This window comes from Streptomyces fractus (genome assembly GCF_049844455.1).
Taxonomy (GTDB): domain Bacteria; phylum Actinomycetota; class Actinomycetes; order Streptomycetales; family Streptomycetaceae; genus Streptomyces; species Streptomyces fractus.
This window is the reverse complement of the sequence record NZ_JBMYHI010000001.1, coordinates 430,606-454,740: the sequence shown is the minus strand read 5'-3', so window position 1 is coordinate 454,740 and position 24,135 is coordinate 430,606. Positions and strand designations below refer to the sequence as shown.

Annotated in this window: 19 protein-coding genes and 6 pseudogenes; 17 read left to right on the top strand and 8 right to left on the bottom strand. The window is 68.2% G+C overall.

What is annotated here, in order from left to right; genetic code table 11:
- Nucleotides 1–428: 428 nt before the first annotated feature.
- Nucleotides 429–1,191: pseudogene (locus ACP4E5_RS02160) on the top strand (transposase family protein).
- Nucleotides 1,192–1,337: 146 nt separating this feature from the next.
- Here ACP4E5_RS02160 and ACP4E5_RS02155 read toward each other — a convergent pair.
- A complete protein-coding gene (locus ACP4E5_RS02155; RefSeq protein WP_425824939.1) occupies nt 1,338–1,838 on the bottom strand; it encodes a hypothetical protein in 501 nt (166 codons plus the stop codon).
- 186 nt (nt 1,839–2,024) lie between these two features.
- On the opposite strand from ACP4E5_RS02155, the gene ACP4E5_RS02150 reads away from it, so the two are divergent.
- On the top strand, nt 2,025–2,807 hold the full coding sequence (locus tag ACP4E5_RS02150; protein ID WP_425824938.1) for a hypothetical protein: 783 nt from the start codon (nt 2,025–2,027) through the stop codon (nt 2,805–2,807).
- 188 nt (nt 2,808–2,995) lie between these two features.
- Here ACP4E5_RS02150 and ACP4E5_RS02145 read toward each other — a convergent pair whose 3' ends face one another.
- Complete coding sequence (locus ACP4E5_RS02145; RefSeq protein ID WP_425824937.1) at nt 2,996–4,570, bottom strand: ISL3 family transposase; 1,575 nt, start codon at nt 4,568–4,570, stop codon at nt 2,996–2,998.
- 594 nt (nt 4,571–5,164) lie between these two features.
- Here ACP4E5_RS02145 and istA point away from each other — a divergent pair.
- The 5 genes and pseudogenes from istA to ACP4E5_RS02120 form a co-directional block, all read left to right on the top strand.
- The gene (istA, locus tag ACP4E5_RS02140) at nt 5,165–6,199 is read left to right on the top strand and encodes an IS21 family transposase (protein ID WP_483030239.1); all 1,035 of its coding nucleotides are present in this window, start codon (nt 5,165–5,167) and stop codon (nt 6,197–6,199) included.
- Nucleotides 6,196–6,966, top strand: coding sequence for an IS21-like element helper ATPase IstB (gene istB, locus ACP4E5_RS02135; RefSeq protein WP_425824936.1), 771 nt, complete (start codon nt 6,196–6,198; stop codon nt 6,964–6,966). Before istA ends, istB begins: the two co-directional genes overlap by 4 nt.
- A 434-nt stretch (nt 6,967–7,400) precedes the next feature.
- Nucleotides 7,401–8,213 (top strand): annotated as a pseudogene (locus tag ACP4E5_RS02130) (IS110 family transposase); the annotation flags it as partial.
- A 455-nt stretch (nt 8,214–8,668) separates the two neighbouring features.
- A complete protein-coding gene (locus ACP4E5_RS02125; RefSeq protein WP_425824954.1) occupies nt 8,669–9,904 on the top strand; it encodes an IS110 family RNA-guided transposase in 1,236 nt (411 codons plus the stop codon).
- A gap of 21 nt (nt 9,905–9,925) precedes the next feature.
- Nucleotides 9,926–10,315, top strand: a pseudogene (locus ACP4E5_RS02120) (transposase); the annotation flags it as partial.
- A gap of 210 nt (nt 10,316–10,525) precedes the next feature.
- Here the strand turns inward: ACP4E5_RS02120 and ACP4E5_RS02115 are convergent.
- Nucleotides 10,526–10,726: pseudogene (locus ACP4E5_RS02115) on the bottom strand (Tn3 family transposase); the annotation flags it as partial.
- A gap of 479 nt (nt 10,727–11,205) precedes the next feature.
- Here ACP4E5_RS02115 and ACP4E5_RS02110 point away from each other — a divergent pair.
- From ACP4E5_RS02110 to ACP4E5_RS02095, 4 genes and pseudogenes are all read left to right on the top strand, one after another.
- Nucleotides 11,206–11,367 (top strand): annotated as a pseudogene (locus tag ACP4E5_RS02110) (TnsA-like heteromeric transposase endonuclease subunit); the annotation flags it as partial.
- 188 nt (nt 11,368–11,555) lie between these two features.
- Nucleotides 11,556–12,152: a Uma2 family endonuclease gene (locus ACP4E5_RS02105; RefSeq protein WP_425824935.1), complete on the top strand. Its 597-nt coding sequence runs from the start codon at nt 11,556–11,558 to the stop codon at nt 12,150–12,152.
- Nucleotides 12,149–12,436, top strand: a complete 288-nt coding sequence (locus tag ACP4E5_RS02100) for a helix-turn-helix domain-containing protein (RefSeq protein ID WP_425824934.1) — start codon at nt 12,149–12,151, stop codon at nt 12,434–12,436. The genes ACP4E5_RS02105 and ACP4E5_RS02100 overlap by 4 nt, the downstream gene beginning before the upstream one ends.
- Before the next feature lie 22 nt (nt 12,437–12,458).
- Entirely contained in the window at nt 12,459–12,677 is a 219-nt protein-coding gene (locus ACP4E5_RS02095) for a hypothetical protein (RefSeq protein ID WP_425824933.1), read from the top strand.
- On the opposite strand, the gene ACP4E5_RS02090 is transcribed toward ACP4E5_RS02095, so the two are convergent.
- The 3 genes and pseudogenes from ACP4E5_RS02090 to ACP4E5_RS02080 form a co-directional block, all read right to left on the bottom strand.
- Nucleotides 12,674–13,438 carry a hypothetical protein gene (locus ACP4E5_RS02090; protein ID WP_425824932.1) on the bottom strand — a complete coding sequence of 255 codons (765 nt, stop codon included), beginning with the start codon at nt 13,436–13,438 and terminating at the stop codon, nt 12,674–12,676. The two genes, ACP4E5_RS02095 and ACP4E5_RS02090, sit on opposite strands and share 4 nt — an antisense overlap.
- 4 nt (nt 13,439–13,442) lie before the next feature.
- A pseudogene (locus tag ACP4E5_RS02085) lies at nt 13,443–13,774 on the bottom strand (helix-turn-helix domain-containing protein).
- Nucleotides 13,771–14,325 carry a tyrosine-type recombinase/integrase gene (locus tag ACP4E5_RS02080; protein WP_425824931.1) on the bottom strand — a complete coding sequence of 185 codons (555 nt, stop codon included), beginning with the start codon at nt 14,323–14,325 and terminating at the stop codon, nt 13,771–13,773. The pseudogene ACP4E5_RS02085 and the gene ACP4E5_RS02080 overlap by 4 nt, the downstream one beginning before the upstream one ends.
- A gap of 770 nt (nt 14,326–15,095) precedes the next feature.
- Here ACP4E5_RS02080 and ACP4E5_RS02075 point away from each other — a divergent pair.
- Entirely contained in the window at nt 15,096–15,917 is an 822-nt protein-coding gene (locus ACP4E5_RS02075) for a VOC family protein (RefSeq protein ID WP_425824930.1), read from the top strand.
- Nucleotides 15,918–16,155: 238 nt separating this feature from the next.
- On the opposite strand, the gene ACP4E5_RS02070 is transcribed toward ACP4E5_RS02075, so the two are convergent.
- Nucleotides 16,156–16,500, bottom strand: a complete 345-nt coding sequence (locus tag ACP4E5_RS02070; RefSeq protein ID WP_425824929.1) for a VOC family protein — start codon at nt 16,498–16,500, stop codon at nt 16,156–16,158.
- A 233-nt stretch (nt 16,501–16,733) separates the two neighbouring features.
- Here ACP4E5_RS02070 and ACP4E5_RS02065 point away from each other — a divergent pair, with 233 nt between their 5' ends.
- The 5 genes from ACP4E5_RS02065 to ACP4E5_RS02045 all read left to right on the top strand — a co-directional run bounded on the left by ACP4E5_RS02065 (nt 16,734) and on the right by ACP4E5_RS02045 (nt 23,296).
- The gene (locus tag ACP4E5_RS02065) at nt 16,734–17,006 is read left to right on the top strand and encodes a hypothetical protein (protein ID WP_425824928.1); all 273 of its coding nucleotides are present in this window, start codon (nt 16,734–16,736) and stop codon (nt 17,004–17,006) included.
- On the top strand, nt 17,003–17,389 hold the full coding sequence (locus ACP4E5_RS02060; protein ID WP_425824927.1) for a PIN domain-containing protein: 387 nt from the start codon (nt 17,003–17,005) through the stop codon (nt 17,387–17,389). The genes ACP4E5_RS02065 and ACP4E5_RS02060 overlap by 4 nt, the downstream gene beginning before the upstream one ends.
- 770 nt (nt 17,390–18,159) lie before the next feature.
- Nucleotides 18,160–21,372 carry a DEAD/DEAH box helicase gene (locus tag ACP4E5_RS02055; RefSeq protein WP_425824926.1) on the top strand — a complete coding sequence of 1,071 codons (3,213 nt, stop codon included), beginning with the start codon at nt 18,160–18,162 and terminating at the stop codon, nt 21,370–21,372.
- Nucleotides 21,369–22,754: an SWIM zinc finger family protein gene (locus ACP4E5_RS02050; RefSeq protein ID WP_425824925.1), complete on the top strand. Its 1,386-nt coding sequence runs from the start codon at nt 21,369–21,371 to the stop codon at nt 22,752–22,754. Before ACP4E5_RS02055 ends, ACP4E5_RS02050 begins: the two co-directional genes overlap by 4 nt.
- Before the next feature lie 182 nt (nt 22,755–22,936).
- A complete protein-coding gene (locus ACP4E5_RS02045; protein WP_425824924.1) occupies nt 22,937–23,296 on the top strand; it encodes a hypothetical protein in 360 nt (119 codons plus the stop codon).
- A 23-nt stretch (nt 23,297–23,319) separates the two neighbouring features.
- On the opposite strand, the gene ACP4E5_RS02040 is transcribed toward ACP4E5_RS02045, so the two are convergent.
- A protein-coding gene (locus ACP4E5_RS02040; protein ID WP_425824923.1) for an IS5 family transposase occupies nt 23,320–24,089 on the bottom strand; the annotation gives its coding sequence in 2 pieces (ribosomal slippage) (nt 23,320–23,771 and nt 23,771–24,089; 771 coding nt in all).
- Between the last annotated feature and the right edge of the window lie 46 nt (nt 24,090–24,135).

Genomic DNA, 24,135 nt, shown 5'->3' with positions numbered 1-24,135 from the left:
AAAAACCCCCCCCCCCCCCCCCAAAAAAAAAAAAAAAAAAAAACACTGGGCAACGATGTTGACCAGTTGACCGGCTCCTACAGGGCTCCAACCACCTGAGGCACCGACATGGCTGCACCCACCAGTCACCAATCTACGGATCAGAGGATGAGATCAGGATGAAATGAGGTCAATCTACGAGCTCAATGAGCTCAAAAAAAAAAAACCATGTCCCGTATCCCCGTACTCTCCACTGTTTTCGAACAGGGCACCACCTTAAGTTCTGTCGAATTCCCTGCGTAATCACATCACGAAATCTCCGGGCGTAGGCCAGTGAGCCTCTTCCAACCTGTCAGTGAGGTCCGATAGTTGGCCGGTCCCGCAACATGAAGAAGCTCCTGGTAGACGGTGCTCGACCAAGATTCACCGTGTCCCACCAGGAGCCTCTCTTGCTTGTCTATCCGTCGGCGATCGATCTGTCCACCCGCACTCTCTGCGGCATCTGGCCGGGCAACTCGCCTCCCGCAGGCAGGAGATCGGTACGCGGTGGAGGTGGCTGACCGCAGGCCGTCAGGCCCTGCTCACTCTGGCGCATCTGCGGTGTGGTGACACCTACGCCCAGTTCGCGGCAGGGTTCGGTATCGGGCTCGCCACCGTGTACCGCTACGTCCGCGAGGCGATCGACGTCCTGGCCGTGCTCGCGCCGACGCTCAACGAAGCGATGGTGGCGACTCGCTCGAAGGCGTACGTGGTCCTGGACGGCACGGTGCTGCCGATCGACCGGATCGCCGCCGACCGCCCCTCCTACTCTGGGAAGAAGCGGCACCACGGCATGAACGTACAGGTGCTGATCGATCCGCGCGGCCGGCTGCTGTGGGCTTCGAACGCGCTGTCCGGTGCGACGCACGACCTGACGGCGGCCCGCGAACACGGCATCATCGACGCCCTCGTCGAAGCGGACCTCAAATGCTGGGCGGATAAGGCGTATCAGGGCGCGGCCGCAACGTGCGGGCCCCGTTCAGGGAGCGTCGGCTCAAGCAGTGGCAGCGGCGTCACAACACCACCCACGCCAAGATCCGCTGCGTCGGAGAGCAGGCCATGGCGGCTCTCAAGGGCTGGCGCCTACTTCGGAAGCTGCGCTGCGGCACCAACCGCATCACCGCGATCGTGAAGGCCGTCCTCGCCCTTCACCTCACTGCCAGGTCTGGATGAAAACCCCTCAGTGGCGCAGCGGAGCCGCTGCGCCTGCCGCGCTATCGGGCGCGGCGGGGGGGCTTATGGGTGGGCCGGGTTAGTGCACGCGGAATCCGTCGTGTCCTGTGTTGAACTTCAGGAAGTCCATCCAACCACTCATTCCATCAAGGAAATTCGGTGTTGACTTCCTTTTGGTCGTTCGGGTTGGCCTTGTTCCAGGGTTCGAGTGTGGCCGTGGTTTCTCGCTCGGTGACGAGCCGCCCGTCATTGCTCGTGAGGTTGTGGGCGGGAATTCCTGGTGTCTGCGGGTCCTGATCCCTGGTGTTGCGGGAGGCTTTGAGGAAGGCGCGTTCCCGGGGCGGTGAGGCGATCTTGTGCGGCTTCGTACTCGGAGCCTCGGGGGTGGTGGTCCGGGTCGTGTGTTGGCGGGCGGTGACCATGCTCCAGATGTTGGGGCGGATGTAGGGGCCGGTGCGCGCCTTGTCGTACGCGTCCCAGGCGGCGTCCGGTTCGCCCTCCATAGCGCGGGCGACCGTCTCGTTGCTGGCGTTCATGTAGTGGCAGCGCAGCTCTTCGACGCGTTCGGCGGCTTCGCCACCGTTGGTGCGTGTTGGCGCTGCTGTTTCGCGCTCGTGCGCTGCTGCGACCTGGCGTGGCGTACTCATCGGAGGTGTGTGGCACAGCCATGCGTCATGTGTCGCCGGGCTGCGGTGAACCTGTCATGGCCCTGTAACCGTCCTTTCGCAGGACGCGTCGGGTTCGGCAGGGTCGTTGGCGACCAAGCGCAACGATCAGCCGGTCAGCGACCGGTCCTTCACCGCTTCCGATACTTCGTCATGGGGGACATGCACATGCTCCGCAGTCACCGCCGCAACACGGTACTCGCCGCCACTGCTCTGCTGGCCTTGACCACGATGCTGACGGCCTGCCAGGAGAACGCCGACAGCGCCGGCGGCTCCGGGGCGTCCGCCGCCGCTTCGGACTCCGCGGCCAAGAACGACACTGCCAGCAGCAATGACCGCGGCAACGCCACCGGCGCCAAGGCCGCCGAGGGCTCGTCCGGTGACGACAGCACGGCCCCGGCCGCCGGCGCCTCCGTCGCGAGCGGCAATGGCGTCAGCCGCACCTACCTCGGCGTCGTCAAGTACCTCGCGCCCGGCAAGTTCACTGTCTCCAGCCAGGCCTTCAACGTCTCGGGCACCACCGGGATCGAGGGCCGCGGTGACATCTGTGGCCAGCCCGAGGGGCAGGCCACGAAGTGCTCCGGGGAGCAGTTGGAGAACGCCGCCAAGAACAAGCCCCTCAGCGCCGTGGTGAAGGTGGTGAACGGCCTCGCGGTCAACATCACCGATGACGCGAACGTCGGCAGCGGCGCCACGACCGGCAAGGTGTGGGGCAAGCTCGGTAAGGAGAGCCGGAACAGCTACTACGTGACGAACAGCGACGGCGTAAAGGTCTTCTTCGGGCTCCACCGCCTCACGACCTTCCTCGGCAGCGGACTGATCTGCGGCAGCGCGAGCGCACACGCCATCTGCACGCAGCCACAGTTCGACGCGGCCTCCCGCAAGGGCATCGAGGTCGTCGCCGACCTCGTCAACGGCACGGCCCTCAACATCGAGGAGAACCACAACTGACCCTGCACCACCATCGGCCCGGCCCCGTCCTCGGGCGCCGGGCCGCTTGCGGTTCACAGCCTGGGTGAGAGTGGCGGTGCGAGTCGTCGTGGCGCGTGGTCTCGGGGATTGTCGGCGTACACCTGAACGTGGCCCTGGCAAGATTTTCGTGAAGCCGGGGTGTGCCACCGTGCGCCGGTGACGCTCCGTCACAGGTAGCGGCGTCGGAGGTGGGCCATGAGAATGACGCGTTGACGGAGGAGCGGAACCCCCGCGCGGCCCGCCATGATCCTTTTCTGGAGCTTCAGATCCGTGATCCGGCCCTCGTTCACGCCCGAGTTGAACACTGTGGTGATCCCCTGCTCGACCGCGCGCTGGTCCTCACGGAGGGCTCTCGCCAGTCCGGCCATTGCCGGCAAGCGAGAGGCTTCGAGTTGGTCGAGCCAGTCCGGCAGTGGGGCAGCATCACGGGCATCGAGCATGGCGGCGAACTGCCGTACCAGGGCATGGGCGCGCTCCAGGCAGTGCTCCAGCAGCCGTCGGAGTGCCTCGGTAGCGTGCAGGCCGCGCCGGGTCGGTGTGGTGGTGATCCAGCGGGCGACCTGGCGGGGTGAGGGCGGCCGCTCGCGCGGTGTGTCGACCGGCAGCCCGAGACGCAGCGGTGCGATGGCCATTTTGACCCGCTGGTAGTGGCCCAAGTAGCCCTTGGCGACGATCTCCTGGTGCAGCACCGTCGCGGTGTGCTCGCCCTCCTCCCAGCGTCGGTGCAGATACTCCAGATACGGGTCGAGGCTCGTGGACCGGCGAGGCGGGGTGCGCCGTACGCACTCCTGCCAGGTGGCCGCACGTGCGTACTTGGCCACGGTGCGCCGGTTCAGCCCCAGCTCGCGAGCGATTGCGCTGAGCGAGCGGCCGGAGCCGGAGACCACGTGCACCGCCTCGAACAGTCGCTGGGCATGGCGGCGAGCGGGAGTGTCGGCTGCCTCGGGACGGTCCGTCAACGGCGTTGGAGCTGTGGCCGGTTCTGGTTCAGGTACTGCGGCGGGCAGGCAGGCGCGGTGGGCGGCGGCGATGTCCGACACCCATTTCGACAGTCCCTGCCAGAGATGAAAACGGTCACTGACCTGAACCGCGGCCGGGGCTCCGTCGGTGATGCCCTGCCGGTAAGTGAGCGAGCCGTCGCGGCACGCCACCTCGACGCCGACATGCGTGTGCAGCCAGGCGGCGAGCTGTTCGGCGTCGCGTCCGGCCCACAACGCGATGGGTAGCCGCGTGTCGGCATCTACCAGCAGCGTGCCGTAGACGTCCGCGTACAGCGCAAAATCGTCGACGCCCAGCACCCGCGGTGTCGCGACCGGTGGCAACGGCATGCGCATGAGGTGAAGCAGCACGCTCGTCCGTGACAGCGGCACCTTCAGGATGTGCAGGAGCCGGGCGCCGCCGCGGCCGGCGAGTAACACCCCGGCCATCTCCACGAGTTGCTGCAGGGGCGGGCTGCGGCGCTGGTATCGCACCGTCAGCCCCTCGACCTGCTCGGCAAAGGTCCGTCGTCCGCAGTTCGGACTGTCGCAGAACAGACGCCGCACCGACAGACCGATCAGCACCGGGCGGCCGCCGACAGCGACGTCGGCCAGCGTCCGGGAATACCGGCTGTGCACCCGCGCCGATCCGTGACCGCAGTCCGGACACGCCGCCCTCAACTCGCGGGTCCGAGCGGCGATACGGACCGCACCGCCCGCCGCCCACACCCGTTCCACCCGCACCACATCCAGATGCGGAGACACGACTCGTACGAGGTCATCACACTCGCCGACACTCCCGCTACCCGTGACGGAGCGTCACCGGCGCACGGTGGCACACCCCGGCTTCACGAAAATCTTGCCAGGGCCCTGAACGTCCCCACCCACGTACGGGCGAACGCGGCCAGTTTCTGATGTGTTGAGAAGGTCCGGTGGGCACTCTGCTGCGTAGTCGGTGTGCTGCGGCAGGGGGTGGTCGGCGGTGGTCCTGGATCCACGCCGGTGGTCCGAACTACGGCGTTTTCGCGGGTTGTTGGAGTCCGGGGCGATGAGCTTGTCGGAAATCGCCCGGGAGACGGGGCTGGACCGCAAGACGGTCCGCAAGTATCTGGCCGAGCCTTCGACGCCTCCGCGCCGCTCAGCGTTGGGCAAGCTGGTGCCTAGAGTGATCGACGAGTTCGCGCCGCTGGTCGACTCGATGTTGCGGGCCGAGATCCTGATGAAGGCGTCAGTGATCCACGAGCGGCTGGCCGCGGAGTACGGGTTCACCGGCAACTACCAGCGGGTCAAGCTCTACGTTCAGCAGGCCCGGCCAAGGGTCGCCGAGGAACTCGGCATCACTCCAAAGGAGTTGGCGGGCTGCACCGCCGCTTCGAAGTCATCCCCGGGGCTCAGGCCCAGGTCGACTGGGGTGATGAGGGCAAGATCCTCGCCCACATGGGCATCGGCAAGGTTTACTCGTTCCACATGGTGCTGTCGTACTCGCGCGACCCGTTCTGCTGCTTCACCACGAGTCAGGACCTGCAGGCCTTCTTCGAGTGCCACCGCCGGGCCTTCGCGCACTTCGGCGGGGTGCCGATGACGATCGTCTACGACCGGACCAAGACCGTCGTGCGCCGCCACGTCGCCCCGGGCGAGGCTGTCCCTCTGCATCCGGAGGCGGTCGGCTTCGCCGGGCACTACGACTTCGACATCGACGTCCTGGCCGCCTACCGACCCCAGGGGAAGGGCCGCGTCGAGCGGCAAGTTTTGATCGTCCGCGATCACGTCCTGTCCGGTCGGGCATTCTCCTCGATCGAGGAGATGGATGCCGCGTTCACCGCCTGGGTGCCGCAGCGGCGGGATCAGATCCACAAGACGCACCGAGAAGTCATCGGCATCCGGGCCGCCCGCGATCACGCGGCCCTCAGGCCGCTGCCGCCGACCCCGTACTTGGTGACCGCTCGGTATCTACGGCCGGTCGGCAAGGACTGCCTGGTTGCCTTCGACGGGAACCTCTACTCGGTGCCCGCCCGCAAGGTCCGACCCCGCCAGCTCGTCGAGATCCGAGCCACGAAGTCCCAGGTCATGCTGCATGCGACCGTTCCCGACGCCAGCAGGGAGGCCTTGTTGTCCACCCATGCGCGGGCGGTCGGCCGCGGTGCCATCGTCAAAGCCGACGAGCACTGGGACGGCCTGCCCACCGGCAAGAACCGTCGCACCACCACCGGCGACGGACCCCCGCCGCCGCGTCGTGAACCCACCTCCGTCGGTCAAGTCGGCTCGCTGCAGGCCCTGTTGAACCGGTCTGCGGCCACCCAGATCGAGGTCTCACGCCGTCCGCTGTCGGTCTATGACGAGCTGACCGGGACCCGGCCCTTCACCCCCAACTCGTCCACCAGGGAGTCGTCTTGAGCGAGCTGACCGGCAACCGCATCCGCAGCACGGCTGGCAAGCTCGGCCTGCCTCACCTGGTGGAGAACATCAACGAATACATCCGCCGGGCCGACGAGGGCAAGCTCGGCTACCTCGACTTCCTCGACCTGGTCCTCTCCGAGGAGCTGGCGGTCCGTGACGACCGCCGCTTCCGCAACGGCCTGCGGCTCTCGAAGCTGCCGCACCACAAGACGCTGGACGAGTACGACTTCTCCTTCCAGTCCGAGCTCGACCCGCGCAAGGTCAAGGACCTCGCCACCTTGTCCTTCGTCGAGGCCAAGGCCAACGCCGCTCTGCTGGGCCCGCCCGGGGTCGGCAAGACGCATATCGCCGTCGCGCTGGCGGTCGCGGCCTGCCGGGCCGGCTACTCGATCTACTTCACCAGCCTCGACGACATGGTCCGCCACCTCAAGGCCGCCGAGGCGGCCGGGCGGCTGACCAGCAAGCTCGCCACCTACCTGCGGCCCAGCGTCCTCGTAGTCGATGAAGTGGGCTATCAGCCCCTCGAGCGCGCTGAGGCGAACCTGGTCTTCCAGGTGATCTCCAAGCGTTACGAGAAGGGCTCGATCATCCTGACCTCGAACAAAACCTTCAGCGAGTGGGGCCAGATCTTCGGAGACGAGGTCCTCGCCACCGCCATCCTCGACCGCCTCCTGCACCACTGCGACGTCGTCTCGATCAACGGCAACAGCTACCGCCTCAAGAACCGGCTCCAGGCCATCGAGTGGGACACCGACGTCGCCTGAGCGGTGCACATAACTCTGTACTTGGTGGAGCATTCAGATCAGTACGGGGACAATCGGCACCGTCAAGGTCCTCGTCATCGAAGCTGAGATCACGGTTACCTGCACCAACGGAACCCTGTTCACCGGCTCCTACCGGCTGGTCACCACTCTGACCGATGTCTGCCGCCCCCCGTTATGGTCTTCGCGGTCCTGCAAGAGGGCCGCTGGCCTCCGGGCCCGGCATGACTGTGTCCCCCCTGTCGAACCGATGACCTGGGGGGTGGTGCCACCGGGCCCGAGAGGCGCCGTTGGAGACGCTGATGAGAGACCCGGCCACCGTCCCGCCGAGCGCAACGCCCGGCACCTCGAAGGCGGTAGGCCTGCATAACGTGGATGCGCGCACGACGCCAACGCCCAGGCCAGCACCGCACAATCCCGTTCGGGAGGACGGCTTGATGGACTACGACGAGACAGGCGTCCTCCTGGGCCTGGATGTCGGCAAGAGCACTCACCACGGCCACGGCCTCACCCCGGCCGGCAAGAAGGTCTTCGACAAGCAACTCCCCAACACCGAACCGAAGCTGCGGCAGGTCTTCGAGAAACTGAAGGCCAAGTTCGGCACCGTCCTCGTCGTGGTGGACCAGCCCGCCTCGATCGGCGCCCTCCCGTTGACCGTCGCCCGGGACACGGACTGCAAGGTCGCTTACCTGCCCGGCCTGGCGATGCGGCGGATCGCTGATCTGTATCCGGGTGAGGCGAAGACCGACGCCCGTGACGCCGCGGTCATCGCGGACGCCGCCCGCACCATGCCGCATACCCTGCGCTCGCTTCAGCTGACCGACGAGATCACCGCCGAACTGACCGTCCTGGTCGGCTTCGACCAGGACCTCGCCGCCGAGGCCACCCGCACCAGCAACCGCATCCGCGGCCTGCTCACCCAGTTCCACCCCAGCCTGGAACGCGTCCTCGGACCGCGTCTGGACCACCAGGCCATCACCTGGCTGCTGGAACGCTACGGATCGCCCGCCGCCCTGCGCAAAGCCGGACGCCGCAAACTCGTCGAGGCAATCCGCCCGAAGGCCCCCCGCATGGCGACGCGGCTGATCGACGACGTCTTCGACGCACTCGACGAACAGACCGTCGTCGTTCCAGGCACCGGCACCCTCGACATCGTCATCCCCTCCCTGGCCCGCTCGCTCGGCACCGTCCACGAACAACGCCGGGCCACAGAAGCGCAGATCAGCACCCTGCTGGAGGCACACCCTCTAATGCGGTGTGAAGGTCCGCACCCGCCTAGAGAAGCGAGTGCAGTCTGACAGTTGGGACTGGGTGCCCTTGTCTCCGTGACCTGTGGGGTCTCAAAGAAGAGCGACTCTGTTCCGGTGGTGAGCTTCGTGGCGGTGCGGTGGGCACCGGGGTGACTCCGAACCCTCTGCGGCACTGTGATGCCTATGGAAAGACCGGGAGCTCCCGGTGCTCTCCGGCCGCCGCGAAACTTCCCGGCCGGCGGTACGCGTTGAACATCGTGGTGCGAGCCCGCCGCACGGTGACCTCTTGCCTTTCCCCGCGAGCCGGTGAGCTCTGGGCAAGAACGGGGCCCGTGCGGTGCGCTGGTGTCACGAACGGCTAGTGAGATGGCGGACCGAGGAGTCCTGGCATTAGGGAGCCGCGTGACCCGCTTGCGCTCGCCACCAGCGCGAACGACCGGACGAAAGGCATGAACATGAACGTGTTCTGCGGGATCGACTGGGCCGAAACCCACCACGACGTCGCCCTGATCGACGACTTGGGCTCGGTGCTCGCCAAGACCCGCATCACCGACGACACGGCCGGCTACCAACAACTGCTGGATCTGCTCACCGAGCACGGAGACAGCCCTGACACACCGATACCCGTGGCGATCGAGACCTCCCGCGGCCTGCTGGTTGCGGTGCTGCGCACTGTCAAGCGGCAGGTCTTCGCGATCAACCCGCTCGCCGCCGCCCGCTACCGCGACCGGCACAGCGTCTCGCGCAAGAAGTCTGACCCCGGCGACGCCCTGGTGCTGGCCAACATCTTGCGCACCGACCTGCACATGCATCGGCCACTGCCCGCCGACAGCGAACTCGCGCGTTCCATCGCCGTGTTGGCCCGCGCCCAGCAGGATGCCGTCTGGAGCCGCCAGCAGCACGCCAACCAGCTGCGCTCGCTGCTGCGCGAGTATTACCCGGCGGCCCTCGCCGCGTTCGCCACCGGCCGCAAACGTGGCCTGGCCCACCCGGAGGCCCGCGCCGTCCTGGCTCTGGCTCCCACCCCGACTGCCGCCGCTAGGCTGACCAAGACACAGATTCAGGCCGCCCTCAAGCGGGCCGGCCGTCGGCGATATACCACCGCCGAGACCCAGCGCCTCCAGACAATTTTCCGGGCCGAGTACGCCCATCAGTCACCCCTGGTGGAAGAGGCCCTCGGACGGCAGATGCTGGCCCTGCTCGGGCAGCTCGACGCAGCGGCACAGGCCGCAGACGACCTCGCCGAGGCGGTCGAGGCGTCTTTCCACCAGCACCCGGACGCTGAGGTGATCACCAGTTTCCCTGGGCTGGGCTCACTCCTCGGCGCCCGGGTCCTGGCCGAAGTCGGCGACGACCGCAGCCGGTTCGCCGACGCACGGGCCTTGAAGTCATACGCCGGATCGGCCCCGGTCACCCGGGCCTCTGGCAAGAAGCGCCACGTCGGCCGCCGGTTCGTCAAGAATGACCGACTCATCCACGCGGGCTACCTGTGGGCGTTCGCCGCGATCACCGCCTCGCCCGGCGCTCAGGCGCACTACCGGCGCCGACGTGAGCACGGCGACTGGCACGCATCGGCGCAGCGCAACCTTTTCAACCGCATGCTCGGCCAGCTCTATCACTGCCTCCAGCAGAACATTCCGTTCGACGAACAACATGCCTTCACCCCCTTACCCCAAGCCGTTTCCGCTTGACGGCTTCAAGCCGTGAGATGTCTTTCCCAGGTCCTGACCTCGATCCCGGGAGTCGCGGTCAGGACCGCCGCCACCTTGCTGGTCACCGTCGGCGACGGCACCAGCTTCCCCACCGCAGGACACCTCGCCTCCTACGCCGGCCTCGCCCCGACCACGAAGACGTCGGGCACCTCGATCCACGGCGAACACGCACCCAGGGGCGGCAACCGCGTCCTCAAACGCGCCATGTTCCTCTCCGCGTTCGCCGCCCTGCACGACCCCGCCTCCCGCACCTACTACGACAATTGCCGGGCCAGAGGAAAGACCCACACCCAAGCCCTCCTCCGCCTCGCCCGACAACACATCAACGTGCTCTTCGCGATGCTCCGCGACGGCACCTACTACGAACCCCGAACCCCACGCACAGCTTGACCAAGGACATAGAGCCCCCCCCCCCCCCCCCCCCCGCGCCGTCACTCGATCATGGCCGGACGGAACCTTCGCTCGGGTGATCAGGCCGGTCTCGAGCAAGAGATGTGGGCCCCGCTCACCCTCTACCAGGCCCGGCGGTCCGTGGTGGTCGAGGCCGCCGAGTCCGTCCCCGGCACCGATCCGGACCGCTGCTACTCCCCCGTCGCACTCCAAAGCGCCCGTGACCAGGCCGAGCACGGCCATCTGATCTTCCTGGCCCTCCCAGCACGCCTGACGGATCTACCCGCGGCCGCCGTGGCAGATCGCCCGGGCGAGCCGGTGGCGGGACTCCTGCACGGTGAGCTGCCGGTTCATCAGACGCCGGTAGGTGTCGTCGACCGGGTCGACCACGGCGAGCAGGTACATGGTCTTGTCGGAGGACGCCGGGGCCCGGGGCGCCGTCTGGGCTGTAACGGTGCCCCGGGTGATGGTTTCCGCCTCACCTAATCGCCGCAGATGGGACGTAAACCACTCCGGCCAGGACCGGCCGGCCGCCAGACGTAATGGGAGCCGTCTGTCGGCCAGTGCTCCTGGACGAGCCGTGTCGCGTTCGGCGCGCGGCAGGCTCTCGGCCAGGGGCCCACGTGTCCGGTTGAATGGATGTGTGCCGCTGGCTTTTGCAGTTCTATCCCGAGGCCGCAGTGGCCGGGACACGGAGCGCGAGTCCCGAAAGCGGCTTCACTCATAAGTGTGACATCGAGGCGCCTTGGCTGACGCAGGTGAGCAACGCAGGAGCAGCACGGTCCGGGGGCCGGGCAGGGCGTGTGGCCGCGGATGGTGGGAGCGGGTTCGAGGCGGTGTTCCTCGACCCGGTGGGGCAGGCGGTCCAGCAGCGGTGGGCGGATGCCGCCATGACCGTGGCGTTCGAGGAGTTGCCGCCGGTGTCGGCGTTCCCGGCGGTCCCCGGGCGGCGCTGGGGGCCGGGCCTGTGGTGGTCGGCGACCACCGGGCGGCACGTGGTGGCGGGGTCGAACGCGATGCGTACCCAGCTGATGGTCCTGGACCGCGATCCGCTCTTCCGCGTCGAAGCGCTCGCCTTCATCATCGCTGTATTCCTCATGGTCCTTCACATCCCTTGACCACCGGGCCGGGCCGCGCGCACGGGGACCGGGCAGGACTGGGCGGGCGGGCGGTGAATGTGTCTCACAGTGAGACAGTTCCGCACCCGGCACATGACGAAATGGTCATGTACGGTGGGGGTATGACCGAGACACCGGTAAGGTCGACCGCTCAGGACGAGGTCTACCGGCACCTGCGCGACTACCGCGACACCTTCGCCGACGCGCAGCGCGAGAACGGCATGTTCTGGCCCGAGATCGCCGACAGCAAACTCGTCATGATGATGAGCCCGCGCCACCACCACCAGCGCATCAGCTCCAAGATCGTCCGCCAGCTCATGGAGCAGGCAGGCGACGACGTCGAGGTCTTCCAGGAAGTCGACACCGAGGACCTCGGCCGGGGCGTGCTGCGCGTGCCCGACATCGCCGTCGCCGATACCGACGCCCCGTCCACCGACACCGACCGCCTCGACCCTGTCGCGTGCCGGTTGATCATCGAGGTCGTCTCCCGGTCGAACCCGGACAACGACTACCTGGACAAGGTCCGCGACTACGCGTTCATGCGGATCCCGCACTACCTGATCGTGGACCCCCGCGACGGCACGTGCGTGCACTACTGGGAGCCGACCGCGAGCGGCGGGTGGGAGAACCGTCGGCACTACACCTTCGGCGAGAGTGTGCCCGTCGGTCAGTTCAAAATCGACACCTCGGTGATCCCCCGGTACAAGGAACAGCCGTGAGCACCGGCGACCTCGTGCGCGAATGGCGCACCCGGCGCGGCCTGACACAGGACCAGCTCGCCACCACCATCGGCACCGGACAAGCGGCGATCTCCCGTATCGAGAAGGGCACCGACGTGCCCACCCTGCCCCTGCTGGAACGCCTCGCGAGCGCCATGGGCTGCAGCGTGAACATCACCTTCACCGACAACCGTGAAGGCAAGGTCAGCGCCGACGAGCTCCTCGACGAGCTCATGGTCACCCATGCCGACACCCTGGAATACCTCAAGGCCAACGGCGACTGACCCGGCCGATAACCTGGCCCGCATGCCTGACAAACCCGCCCACGTCACCTGCGCCCAGTGCAAGACCACGGCCCCGATTCCCGAGGGCCGGGATCATCGGGGCCTGTGGGAGAACGGCTGGCGATGGAACGGCCCCGCGCTCGCCTCGTGCCCGGCCTGCCCGCCCGTCATCGTCGACGACGAGGACAGGCGCCACCATCTCGGCCCCGGCGCCACGGCGGCACCGGTGACAATGCTCTAAGCGCCCTCGCGGGGCGGGTCGATGTAGAGGGTCGCCACCCACTCCAGCTTCTCGCCGTCGAGCTCGACGTCGAACGAGACCAGATCGTACGGGCCTCCGGGCGCGCTGGCGGATGCTTCGAGGTAGTCCGCTGCGGCGCGCAGTACGGTGGCCGGATCGTCTGCACGGAACTCCACCCACGGACGCGTGCCGACACGGATCGCGGTGTCGGGGTTGCGATCGAGGATCCTGACCGTGGTCTCGGCGAGCCGGTGGGCGAGGTGCTTTTCCCAGGCCAGCCACGGGCTGGTCAGGTCGGCGTCGGCCAGGGCGAGCCGGTTGTAGTCACGGGGGATCTGGGCGAACAGAGGTAGCTGCCGCCAGCCAGGATCCGGGCGCCAGGCCGGTGCAGGAGGCGGCTTGCGCGGGGCTCCCCGCCGTCCTCCGCGCGTCCGAGCCGCGCGGGTCGGTCTTCTGCGGTAGTGCATCCCGACGAAGAACAGCTGGTGGTGTAGGACGACGGTGAGCCGGTTCCGCACGTCCGTCTCGTCCGTTGGCTGGCCGACGACGTCCTTCGCGCTGAGGTGGGCCTGGCACCAGCACAGGCGGCAGTAGTTCCACTTCAGCGGCTGGACACGGCGGCAGCCGATGCATGCGGCCGCGTCGTGGCCGCGGCCGAACATGTAGCAGGTGGGGCAGAGGCGGCCGCTGAAGTTTCCCCAGGCCAGGCAGCTGTCGCAGGAGTCGGTGGGCTTGACGTAGCCCTTCGGGAACCGTGCCACCGGATCACTCCGGCGGCAGCGACCGGCCGTCCCGGCGCTTGGGGATCACCCTCGGTGCGGCGGTTCCCGCACCGACGGCGGCCCGTTCCGTCTCCTCTGCCTGGCGAGGTCGGCTGACCTTCTCCGGTTCGTGGATCAGCAGGTCTCCGATCTCGCAGCCGAGGGCCACGCAGATGACGTCCAGGTCCTCCAGCTTGAGCGAGACCGGCTGGCCGGACCACAGCCCGGACATCTTGCCGGCCGAGATCACCAGGCCGTGCTCGGCCAGGCTCCGCTGGAGCTCGGACGCCTCCAGACACCCTTGTTCGCGGCGGTCAGCCGCAGGTTCCACCTCATCGGGCCAGTCCTTCCAGCCGCTTCGCGGCCCGTTCCATCCCGGCGGCCCAGGCGTCCTCGACCCGGGTCTGCTGCACGTGGATATATCGCATGGTCGTGGCGATCCAGGAATGTCCTAAGACCTCCCGAATTGCGAGCAAGTCCAGCCCGTTTCCGTAGAGTTGGGACGCGCAGAAATGCCGCAGGACGTGCGGTGTCAACCTGTCCGTCCAGGTCGGTAGATGAGCCTGGACTGCGTTGTCGAGCCCGTTGCGCAGGGCGTCGTCGCCGACCCGGCGGGCGGAGCCATTGGTGTTCTTGCGCTCAGAGGGGAACAGCGGGGCACCAGGGCGAGTGTGATCGTCGTCGAACTGGCCCCACACGTCCTCGATGAACCACCGCAGTGTCCGGTCGGCACCGTTGATCAGCGGGACCATTCGCTCGCGTGGACCCGAGCCGCGGGCGCCCTTGCCGTGGCGGACGTGGAGTTCGCCGAAGCGGCCCAGGTCCCACTTGATGTCGTCCAGGTCGAGGCCGCATGCCTCGCTCACCCGCAGGCCGGCCTGGGACATCAGCTTCGAAGCGGTGTAGTTCCGGGCGGTGGGGGCGAACTTCCGGCAGGTGGCCAGCTCGCCTCCCCCGGCCCGTGAACAGCGTCCCGATCTCGGGCTCGCTCGGTGGGATCCGCAGCTGGGCGTCCTTGGCCCCGCGCGGCCGGTTCATTTCGTCGATCGGGCACTCGACCACCCGGCCGGTCATCCGGTGCAGCTCGACCTTGTGCCGCAGCTCCAGGAACATGAAGTACGTGCTCAGCGCCTGCGACCGGCTCAGCCGGGTACCGCTGGGCGAGTGCCGCAGCACCTTCCCGAAGTACACGTCCGCGTCGGCAGGCTCCATGTCCCACAAAGGCCGGCCGAACCATGTCCTGATCTGATCCAGGTGACCGACGTCCCCGCGGATGGTGCCGTCCGCCAGCCCTGCGGAGGCCCGTGCGAGGACGAACCCGGACAGCACATCGGTCTCGAACCGCTCCAGCTCCTCAGCCAACGCGGGCGCCCGGTGCTCACGCAGGTCCCGTACGACCGCCAGCGCCGCCACCCCGAGCCTCCTCACCTTCGGCCCGACTGCGAATCGGTCGGACGAGATGAGAACGCTTCAAGAATCCCGAAGTTACGTCACAAGCCGACAGAGCACACGAAGGAGGAAGAACCCGCTGGCCACGAGCCCAGAGAATCAGCGGGGCTCGGGTGAACTCACGGGATGTCGCACAAGTGCGTCAGCCAGGAAGAACATAGGACATACTGCTCAGAAGGGACCTTTACTCGTATCGGAGGCAAATCGCATGACCGCAGTGACCGGGGGGACGCCCATCTGGGCGGACGCGATGTTCGATGACCTTGAGAAGGCCAAGGCGTTCTACGGGGACGTCCTCGGCTGGACCTTCGGCGAGTCCGGCGGCGAGGAGTTCGGGAACTACACCCAGGCCCAGGCCGGCGGGCATCCCGCCGCCGGTCTGTCACCGAAGATGCCGGGCATGGAAGACGTGCCCGCGGCCTGGACGCTGTACTTTGCAGCCCCTGACGCGTCCGCCACGGCCGGGAAGATCACGGCGGCCGGTGGTCAGGTGATGATGGGCCCGATGGCTGTCGGCCCGTTCGGCACCATGGCGATCGCCTCCGACCCCGCGGGGGTCGCCTTCGGTCTGTGGCAGGGCGGCAGCCACAGGGGCTGGGAGCCCCCGACCGGGCCGCCCGCACCCGGCATGTTCTGTTGGGCGGAGGTCAACACCCGCGATGCCGCCAAGTCAGACGCGTTCTTCCCCGCTGTCTTTGGCTTCGAGGCGAAGAAGATGCGGGACAAGGCGAACCCGGATATGGACTACGCGGTCTGGAGCCTCCCCGGCCAAGAGATGCCGGCGATGGGCCGGATGGCGATGCCCGCGAACGACTCCCCAGCCGAGGTCCCCTCGCACATCAACGTCTGCTTCTCAGTGGCGAACACCGACGAGGCCGTCGAGAAGGCGAAGAGTCTGGATGGCAAGGTGATCTGGGCGCCGTCAGACTCACCGTTCGGCCGCATCGCGACGCTCCAGGACCCGCAGGGCGCGGTATTCAAGGTCATCGACGTGACGTCGCCAGTGGGCGACATGCCGGAGTTCGACTGAGCCAGCGACTGACCGAAGGGACGTGACGCGAGGATTTCGCCACGCCCCTTCCACCGCAGGGTGGACTCGTCCGCAGGGAAACACCGCCCGGCGAGGCCAGTTGAAGGTCAGGCACCTCGTCCACGACCGCGAGATCGAAGACGGGTGCGGGGAAGACGGAGTGCTGGACCTCCTCGATCCTGGGGAGCGAGTCCAGGGTGACGAACACGGGTGCCCCAGGCGGCCCGGGTCGTGCCGGTCAGCCGTCCTGGAGCACGCCGAAGACGTTCCCGTCCACGTCCTTCAGGGATGCGATCCGTCGGCCGGGGCCGACCTCCGTGACGTCCTGGACGACCTCGGCGCCGGACTCGACCAGGGACTTGACGGTCCCCTGGATGTCGTCGACCGTCCAGTAGCCCACCGGACCGGTCATGCCCTGCTGGTGCCCGTTCGGATTCAGGCCGAAGTGCTGTCCCGCCACGTCGTAGCCCACGTAGTAGGCCTCGTCCGAGGACGGCTCGACACCGAGCAGCTTCGTATAGACGGCCTTGGCGGCAGCGAGGTCCCGGACGGGGGCGATGATCGTGTGCTGACCGCTGGTCATGGAGTACTCCTTCACTCGTTACGTGACTCTTACTGCTACGAACCAGGCCGGGGCCGGTGTGCGACGGCCGCCCGCGAAGAAATCCCGGAGAGGTCGTCTTACCCCATCATTCCAATCAAGGGTGGCATATGAGGATAAAACGACTTTTGGGGGTCGCTTTATCCTGCGCGACAGGACGAAGCCGCCGGCGGCGCGCCTCCACACCGGGGTATTCTTTCCGGTATACTTGTTGCGTGGATACGACGCTGAAGATCGGTGCAGAGACACGGGACAAGCTCGCCGCCCTGGCCGAGGCCAGGAACATGACGATGCGGGCGCTAATCGAAGAGTTCGCCGCGACCGCCCTCACCCCGGCGCAGCTGCAGGACCGGGCCGCGCGCACGGATGTCTTCCTCGCCGAGGAGTTCGGCCACCAAATCAGCGAGGACGAGGCCACGGCGCTGCGCGAGCGGATGCGCCAGGCGCAGAGCGCCCATCAGGTCAACTTCCGGGGCACGGTGGCGTGATCATCGAGCACTACGTCCTGGACACTCCCACGCTCCTGGCTCTCGGCTGCCACAAGCAGGTCTCCGGGCTCATCCATGTCGCCGCCGGCGACTCCACCGTGCGGTTGTGGGTGCCGATCGCGTGTGCCCTGGAAGCCGAGCGTGAACGAGCCGGCCTCGTCGGCTACCTCGGCATCCTCGATGTCCTGCACACCCTGGACGCCGACTATGCGACCGCCCACGCGGTCGCCGACCTGTACCGCCGAGGCATGCCTTACGGGATCGCGGCTGCTGCCCACTCCGTACGCCCCACCCTGGACCGCCCGGACGGCGCCCTCGTCGCCACCATCACCCCGGCCGTCTACGACAACCTCAGCACGCCGTTCGTGGACCTCAACCAATAGCGACCCGCGAGGACTTGGCGTGGTCAGCGGATCCGCATCACCGTGCCGTGCCGCCCAGGCCGGCGCTTCAACGACCAGGCCCGCTCCGTCGTTGTGTACCGCTCGCCGTCGTCCGTGCGCACCCTCCTGCCGGGCCCTGCATCGACGATGTGCTGGGCAATGTCCGCAGCCACCGGCGCGGTGCCTGTCGGGGAGGCGCAGCGCGCTGCCGTACAGGCCGCTTGGGAGCCGGGCACTGGACAACGAATTTCGCGACGGATGTCGACGAAGGCGGCCGCGCGAGAGTGGGCCTCCGCATGTGCCGTGCCGGTCTCTCTCAGAAATGAGTAGTTCCGAGAGAGACCGGACCCCCACCGGACTGCGCCCGATTTGCCCCTGATCTTCGTTCGCACAACCTAGAACGCTGTCATCAGCCGTAAGGGCAAGTGCCAGAAAAGCCGCCCACCAGGAGCTCCAGAGTTCAGCTCGACGCGCTCGCCGAGTCCGGATGCGACCCGGTCTTCTCGACCTCGCTCGGCAGCCGAAGTACTTCGCGCACTGGGTCTGGGTGAAACCGGCCGTCAGACGACAAGAACGACAAGAGCCGTATGACGCGAGAGTGTCACCTACGGATCTGTGCGAGCCCGGGGCTGAGATGCCCCGGGCTACCCGACCTTTGTCAAGAGGGCCTGCCGGGTTTCGCTAGGCTGAACAGCTGATCCGGCCCGGTCCTGTATCCAGTTGTGACAGCCCGCGTAACCGATGTCCGGACAGGTGAGGAGCAAGGCGCCATGGCGACCGTCTATCGGGTGGTGACCGTGGACGATGACGGCACCGAGACCGACGAGTGTTACCTCAACGCGGACGGTCGTGAGATTCCCGCCCCCGCCGCCGTCACGGAACACGCTCCGGCGGCTCGCACATCCGGGGTGACGGGGCGGATCGTCGCGCAGGCCCGGGGGGACACGGCGGAAGGAGTGCCCGTGGCGCCGGCCGAGGACGCGGCCGCGCCCCTCGGTGCCCGGCAGTGGGCTGCTCTGAGCAGGTGCACAGCGGTGTTCGTTCCCGACGATCCGGCCCGGGAAGGGCACGTCGCGTTCCACGCGGCCGGCGGCGGACGGTTCCCGGAGGGCCTTCCCGTCAGGGACTTCGACATCGCGGTGGCGCACGGGCGCGGTGCGCGGCGGCGGACCGTGCCCGCCGTGGTGCGGCCGGTCGCCGAGATCCTGCCGTGGCTGCTCACGGCGGACGGCTCGTCCGACGGCGCAGATGCCGGGTACACCGTCACGGTCAGGGCATGGCGTCACGCCGCGCTGTATGCCCTGCATATGGTGGGCCGGGGGCTGCTACTGCCGGGGCTGAGCGCGCAGGGGCACGATGCCTGGCGGCTGGGCCCGTACGCGGAGCAGGACGCGGCATGGGTCCGGGATCTGGTCGACGCGATGGCCCCCGCCGGCTACGCCGTCGCGCTGTCGCCGGAGCCGGGCGCGGGCAAGGGACCAGTACTGATCCCCGATCCGTACGAGCGGGTGCGGGCATACATGGACGCGGTCGCCGACCTTCTACCACGGACCGCAGCAGCGGCCGTCGCGGCGGGCATGGAGCCGTTCGCCGCGCGCGAGCCGCAGCACCTGCCCGAGCTGCGAGCCTGGGCGGCCCAGGTGGCGAACGGCCGGGATGCGGGAGTACGCCTCTCGCTGCGGATCGAACTGCCGGGCAGCCAGCGTGAGGCTGACAGCGAAGAACCTTACGGCGAAGAGCCGCAGGAGGACGCGCCGTATGGCGAATCCGACGACGGCTCATTCTTTGATGCCGATGCGGTACGGGCCGTGGTGCAGGTCCACGCGTTGTCCGATCCGCTGCTGCTCGCGGACGCGGCCGAGGTGTTCGCTGGTGTACCCGGAGGGTCGGGCACAGCCGGCTCGCTCCGTACCCCCGGCAGCTTCGGGCCGCGCGCAACCGACCAGGTACGCGAGCTGCTCGGCCGGGCCGCACAGGCGTGGCCGCCACTGGCCCGCCTCGTGACACGGCCGGTGCCGGACGAACTCGCCCTGGACGACGACACCTTCCTCTCGCTCCTCGACAGCGGCGCACAGGCGCTCGCGGTGACCGGCGTGGACGTACACCTGCCCAGGGAACTGGCCCGTGAGATGACCGGGTGGGCCCTCGTCGAACCGGATCGGGCGCCCGAGCGGGACGAGGAGGTGCCGGCGTTCTTCTCGTCCGAGCAGCTGCTCTCCTTCCGCTGGGAATTCGCCGTCGGTGACCGCACCCTCACCCAAGCCGAACTCGACCACCTCGCACAGGCGCGGCGCCCGCTAGTGCGGCTGCGTGATGAGTGGGTCGTCGTCGACGCCGACCTGCTGCGCAAGGCGCGGCGCGCCCGCCGCGAGATGGGCCCCCTGGAGGCCCTGGGCGCCGCGCTCACCGGCAGCGTGGAGGACTCGGACGGGACACTCGTACCGGTACGGCCCGGGGGCTGGCTGGCATCGCTCCAGGACCGGATCTCGGCGCCGGAGACGTCCGAGGCCGCCGCGCCCCAGGCTCTCCGGGCGGTCCTGCGCAGCTATCAGGCGCGAGGGCTCGCCTGGCTGGAGCGGATGACGGGCCTCGGTCTCGGCGCCTGCCTCGCCGACGACATGGGCCTGGGTAAGACGGTCACCACACTCGCCCTCCACCTGCGACGCCAGGAGAACGCGGATGGACAGGCGGGTCCGACCCTGGTGGTCTGCCCGGCCTCACTACTCGGCAACTGGGCCCGCGAGATCCAGAAGTTCGCCCCCGGCACACCCTGGCGCCGCCACCACGGACCCGGCCGCGACCTGGACGCGCTCAACCCGGACGAAATCGTCCTGACCACGTACGGCACCATGCGCCGTGACCTGGGAGAGCTGGCCAAGGCCGGGCCGTGGGGTCTCGTCGTCGCCGATGAGGCGCAGCACGTGAAGAATCCGGCGGGCGCCACCGCGAAGGCCCTGCGGGCCCTGCCCTCCCAGGCGCGTGTCGCCCTGACGGGCACCCCGGTGGAGAACAACCTCACCGAACTGTGGGCGCTGCTCGACTGGTGCACTCCCGGCTTGCTCGGCCCCCTGAAGACCTTTCGTGACCGCTACGGGAAGGCCGCCGAACGCGCCGCACGCTCCACCGCGGCCGAACAGGACACCGCGGCGGCCGAGCGCCTGGGCCGCCTCATCCGGCCCTTCGTGCTGCGCCGCCGAAAGTCCGACCCGGGCATCGCCCCCGAGCTGCCACCCAAGACCGAGACCGACCAGCGAGTCCTGCTCAGCCGTGAGCAGACCGTCCTGTATGAGGCACAGGTCCGTGAGTCCCTCGTCGCGATCCGCCAGGCCAAGGGCATAGCCCGGCATGGTCTCGTCCTCAAGCTACTCACCGCCCTCAAACAGATCTGCAACCACCCTGCCCAGTACCTCAAAGAGCCGGAAGGCGCCCACCTGACCGGACGTAGCGGCAAACTGGAACTGCTCGACGAACTCCTCGACGTGATCCGCGCCGAGGACGGCTCGGTCCTGCTGTTCACCCAGTACACGCAGATGGCCCGGCTGCTGCGCGAGCACCTGACCGCACGTGGCATCGACTGCCTTTACCTGCACGGCCGTACACCCGTCGCGCGGCGCGAGGAGATGGTGGACGCCTTCCAGGCCGGCCAGGCCACCGTCTTCCTGCTCTCCCTCAAGGCCGCGGGCACCGGCCTCAACCTCACCCGCGCCGGACACGTCATCCACTACGACCGCTGGTGGAACCCGGCCGTCGAGGACCAGGCCACCGACCGCGCCTACCGCATCGGCCAGACCCAGCCCGTCCAGGTCCACCGTCTTGTCACCGAGGGCACCGTCGAGGACCGCATCGCCCAGCTCCTCGCCGGCAAACGCGACCTGGCTGATGCCGTACTCGACGGACAGGGCGAGGCCGCCCTCACCGACCTGGACGACGACGAGTTGGCCGACCTGGTCTCCCTGCACAGCCCAGAAGGGACACTCCGATGAGTGGCCGCACGAGGGCCGGAACTCTTGTCGTACTTCCCGCGACGGGATCACTATGCGGGCGGCGGGAACTGGCGGACCAGTGGTGGGGCCGGTCGTGGACCGACTCCCTGGAGGACCCGGACGGACAAAGGGTGGGGTACGCCGACGGCTTCAGTTCCTCGGGCCGCGACGGCCGCCTCTCCCGCGCCCGCACCCTGGCCCGCAAGGGAGCCGTCGGCGAGATCGCCGTACGGGCCGGGTCCCTGACCGGCCGGGTCAAGGGCAGCCAGCGCAGCCCCTACCGCTGCGAGATCCGCGTACCCGAGCTCCCGGACGCGATGTGGGAGTCACTCCTGGACGCCTGGGCCGCCGCAGGGCCGGAGCTGCTCGCCGAGCTGAGCGACGGCCGGATCTGCGACCTGGCAATCGACACCGCAATCGACGCCGAAGTACTCCTCACTCCGACGCCCGACGAGTACGTCCACCACTGCTCCTGTCCTGACTGGGGCGATCCGTGCAAACACGCCGCGGCCCTGTCCTACGCCTTCGCCCACGCCCTGGACGCCCGGCACGACGCCCTACTCGCCCTGCGCGGCCGCCCCCTGGAGCGCGTATGCGCGGACCTCACCACCCGTATCTCACAGCGAGTACAGGAACAGGCCCTCTCCGACGAAGCTGCCGCACGGACGGCCCGGCCCGTCGGCGTACCGGCGGGCCCGGTCTTCGCCCGCGCCCGGAAGGCGAAGACCGGCCCCGCACGCCTACCAAACCTGCCCTCGCCCGTGAAAGCCCCAGCAGACATACCCACCCTGACCGTGCCGTTCACCATCGGGGAATCCCCCGACCCGGCCCCGCTACACCTCCTCGCAGCCGACACTGCCCACCGTGCCGCCACCCTTTACACACACCTGGTGGCGCCAGTCGGCGAAACGGGTACCACGGACGAGGCAGCCGCCACCACCGCACCCGCCCCTGGCCTGTGGCTCGACGCGGACCCCTGGCACGACACCGTCCGTCGCGCCGCCGACAGCGACCCGCACCAGTTCGGACGTCTTCTGAACAGCTCCGACACTGCACGCACCAACCTCGCCCGCGCCGCGCTCGCCTGGCGCCACGGCGGCCCTTCGGCACTCCCGGCCATGGACGGCACCCACGTACCCGACCGCGAGGCCGAGACCGCCGCACGCCACCAGCTCCTGCGGGCACTGGCCGGACGCTCCGCACCACCCCGCATCCGCCGAACTCGCGGCCGTCTGCACATCAACGGCGAGGACGTCGAACTGCGTTGGGGTCCCGACGGACGGTGGTACCCCTATCGCAAGGACCGCGGCCAGTGGTGGGCCGCCGGTCCACCGGCACGCGATGCAGCCGAGGCACTACGCGGAGCGCTCACTACCGACTGAGCGGGCAACACACCCTGCGGAACCTCAGAACCGGATCGCGGAGGGGAGCAGGGCTGGCTGGTGGAATGCCCGAGGGGCCGGTTCACCTGACGTGCACGGCATTCGGGGCTGTCCCTGCTGCCGGGTGATATTGCGGCGTGCCGTTCTGTCACCCCGCCCCATTGGTGGGTCATGGTGACGGCATGACTGTCCGGTTTCCCGAGGCCCGTGATCTCAGCGAGGACGAGCGGGGCATCCTCGTACGGCATGAGCAGGTGAGTATCGGGGAACTGTGTGACTTCTGCCGCATTACCGCCCCGGTCCGCTACTGGCATCTTGAGCCGGGAGCCGTCGACATTCCCGGGGCCACCGTCATCACCCCCGACTGCATGTATGCGTGCGGGGATTGTCTGCCCGCCATCATCGCCGCGCGCACCATGGACCAGCTCGACGTGGTGGCGGTTGTGCTGCCGGAGGAGAACCCTGCAGTGCGGCAGGCTATGTGGGCGGCATTCCTGACCCGCCGCCGGCACGTACCCATGTCGTCTACTCGGCCCGGCTGAGTTCTGTGTTATAAGACGTTATCTCATTTGGTGAGTCTGCGGTAGCAGATGAGGGTGCAGGCGATGCTGGTGAACGCGAGGAAGTGGTCGGCCTCGCGTTCGTATCGGCGGTGGAGTCGCCGGCATCCGGCGAGCCAGGACATGCTGCGCTCGATGGTCCACCGGTGGCGTCCGAGTCGCTGAGAGGTCTCAATGCCCTTCCGGGCGATGCGTGGCGTGATGTTCCTGCTGCGCAGCCAACGACGCAACGCCCGCTTGTCGTACGCCTTGTCGGCATGCAGCTTGGCCGGGCGGCGCCGCCGGGGACCGCGGCGGGACCGGATGGGCGGGATGCCACGCACAAGCGGCTCGAGTGCCTGGCTGTCGTGGAGGTTGGCTCCGGAGATACCGATGGACAGGGGCAGTCCGGTTCTCTCCGTGATCAAGTGGATCTTCGACCCGTACTTCCCTCGATCCACAGGATTCGGGCCGGTCAGGTCCCCTTTTTCATGGCCCGCATGTTCACCGAGTCGATGGCGCACCGCGACCAGTCCAACTCGCCGCGGGCGCCGAGCTCGTCGAGGACCAGGCGGTGCAGCTTGGCCCAGACCCGGGCCTTCGACCACTCCGCGAAGCGCCGGTGGGCCGTCGCTCCCGACGGCCCGAACGAGGCCGCCGGGAGCTGCTGCCACGTGCAGCCCGACGTGGCCACGAACACGATTGCAGCCAGTACCTCCCGGTCACCGTGCCGACGCCGACCACCGCCCTGCGGTCGGCTCGGCGCCTCAGGCACCAACCGCTTCACGATTCCCACAACCGCAGACTACCGAACCAGCCAAATGAGATGACGTCTAAAACTG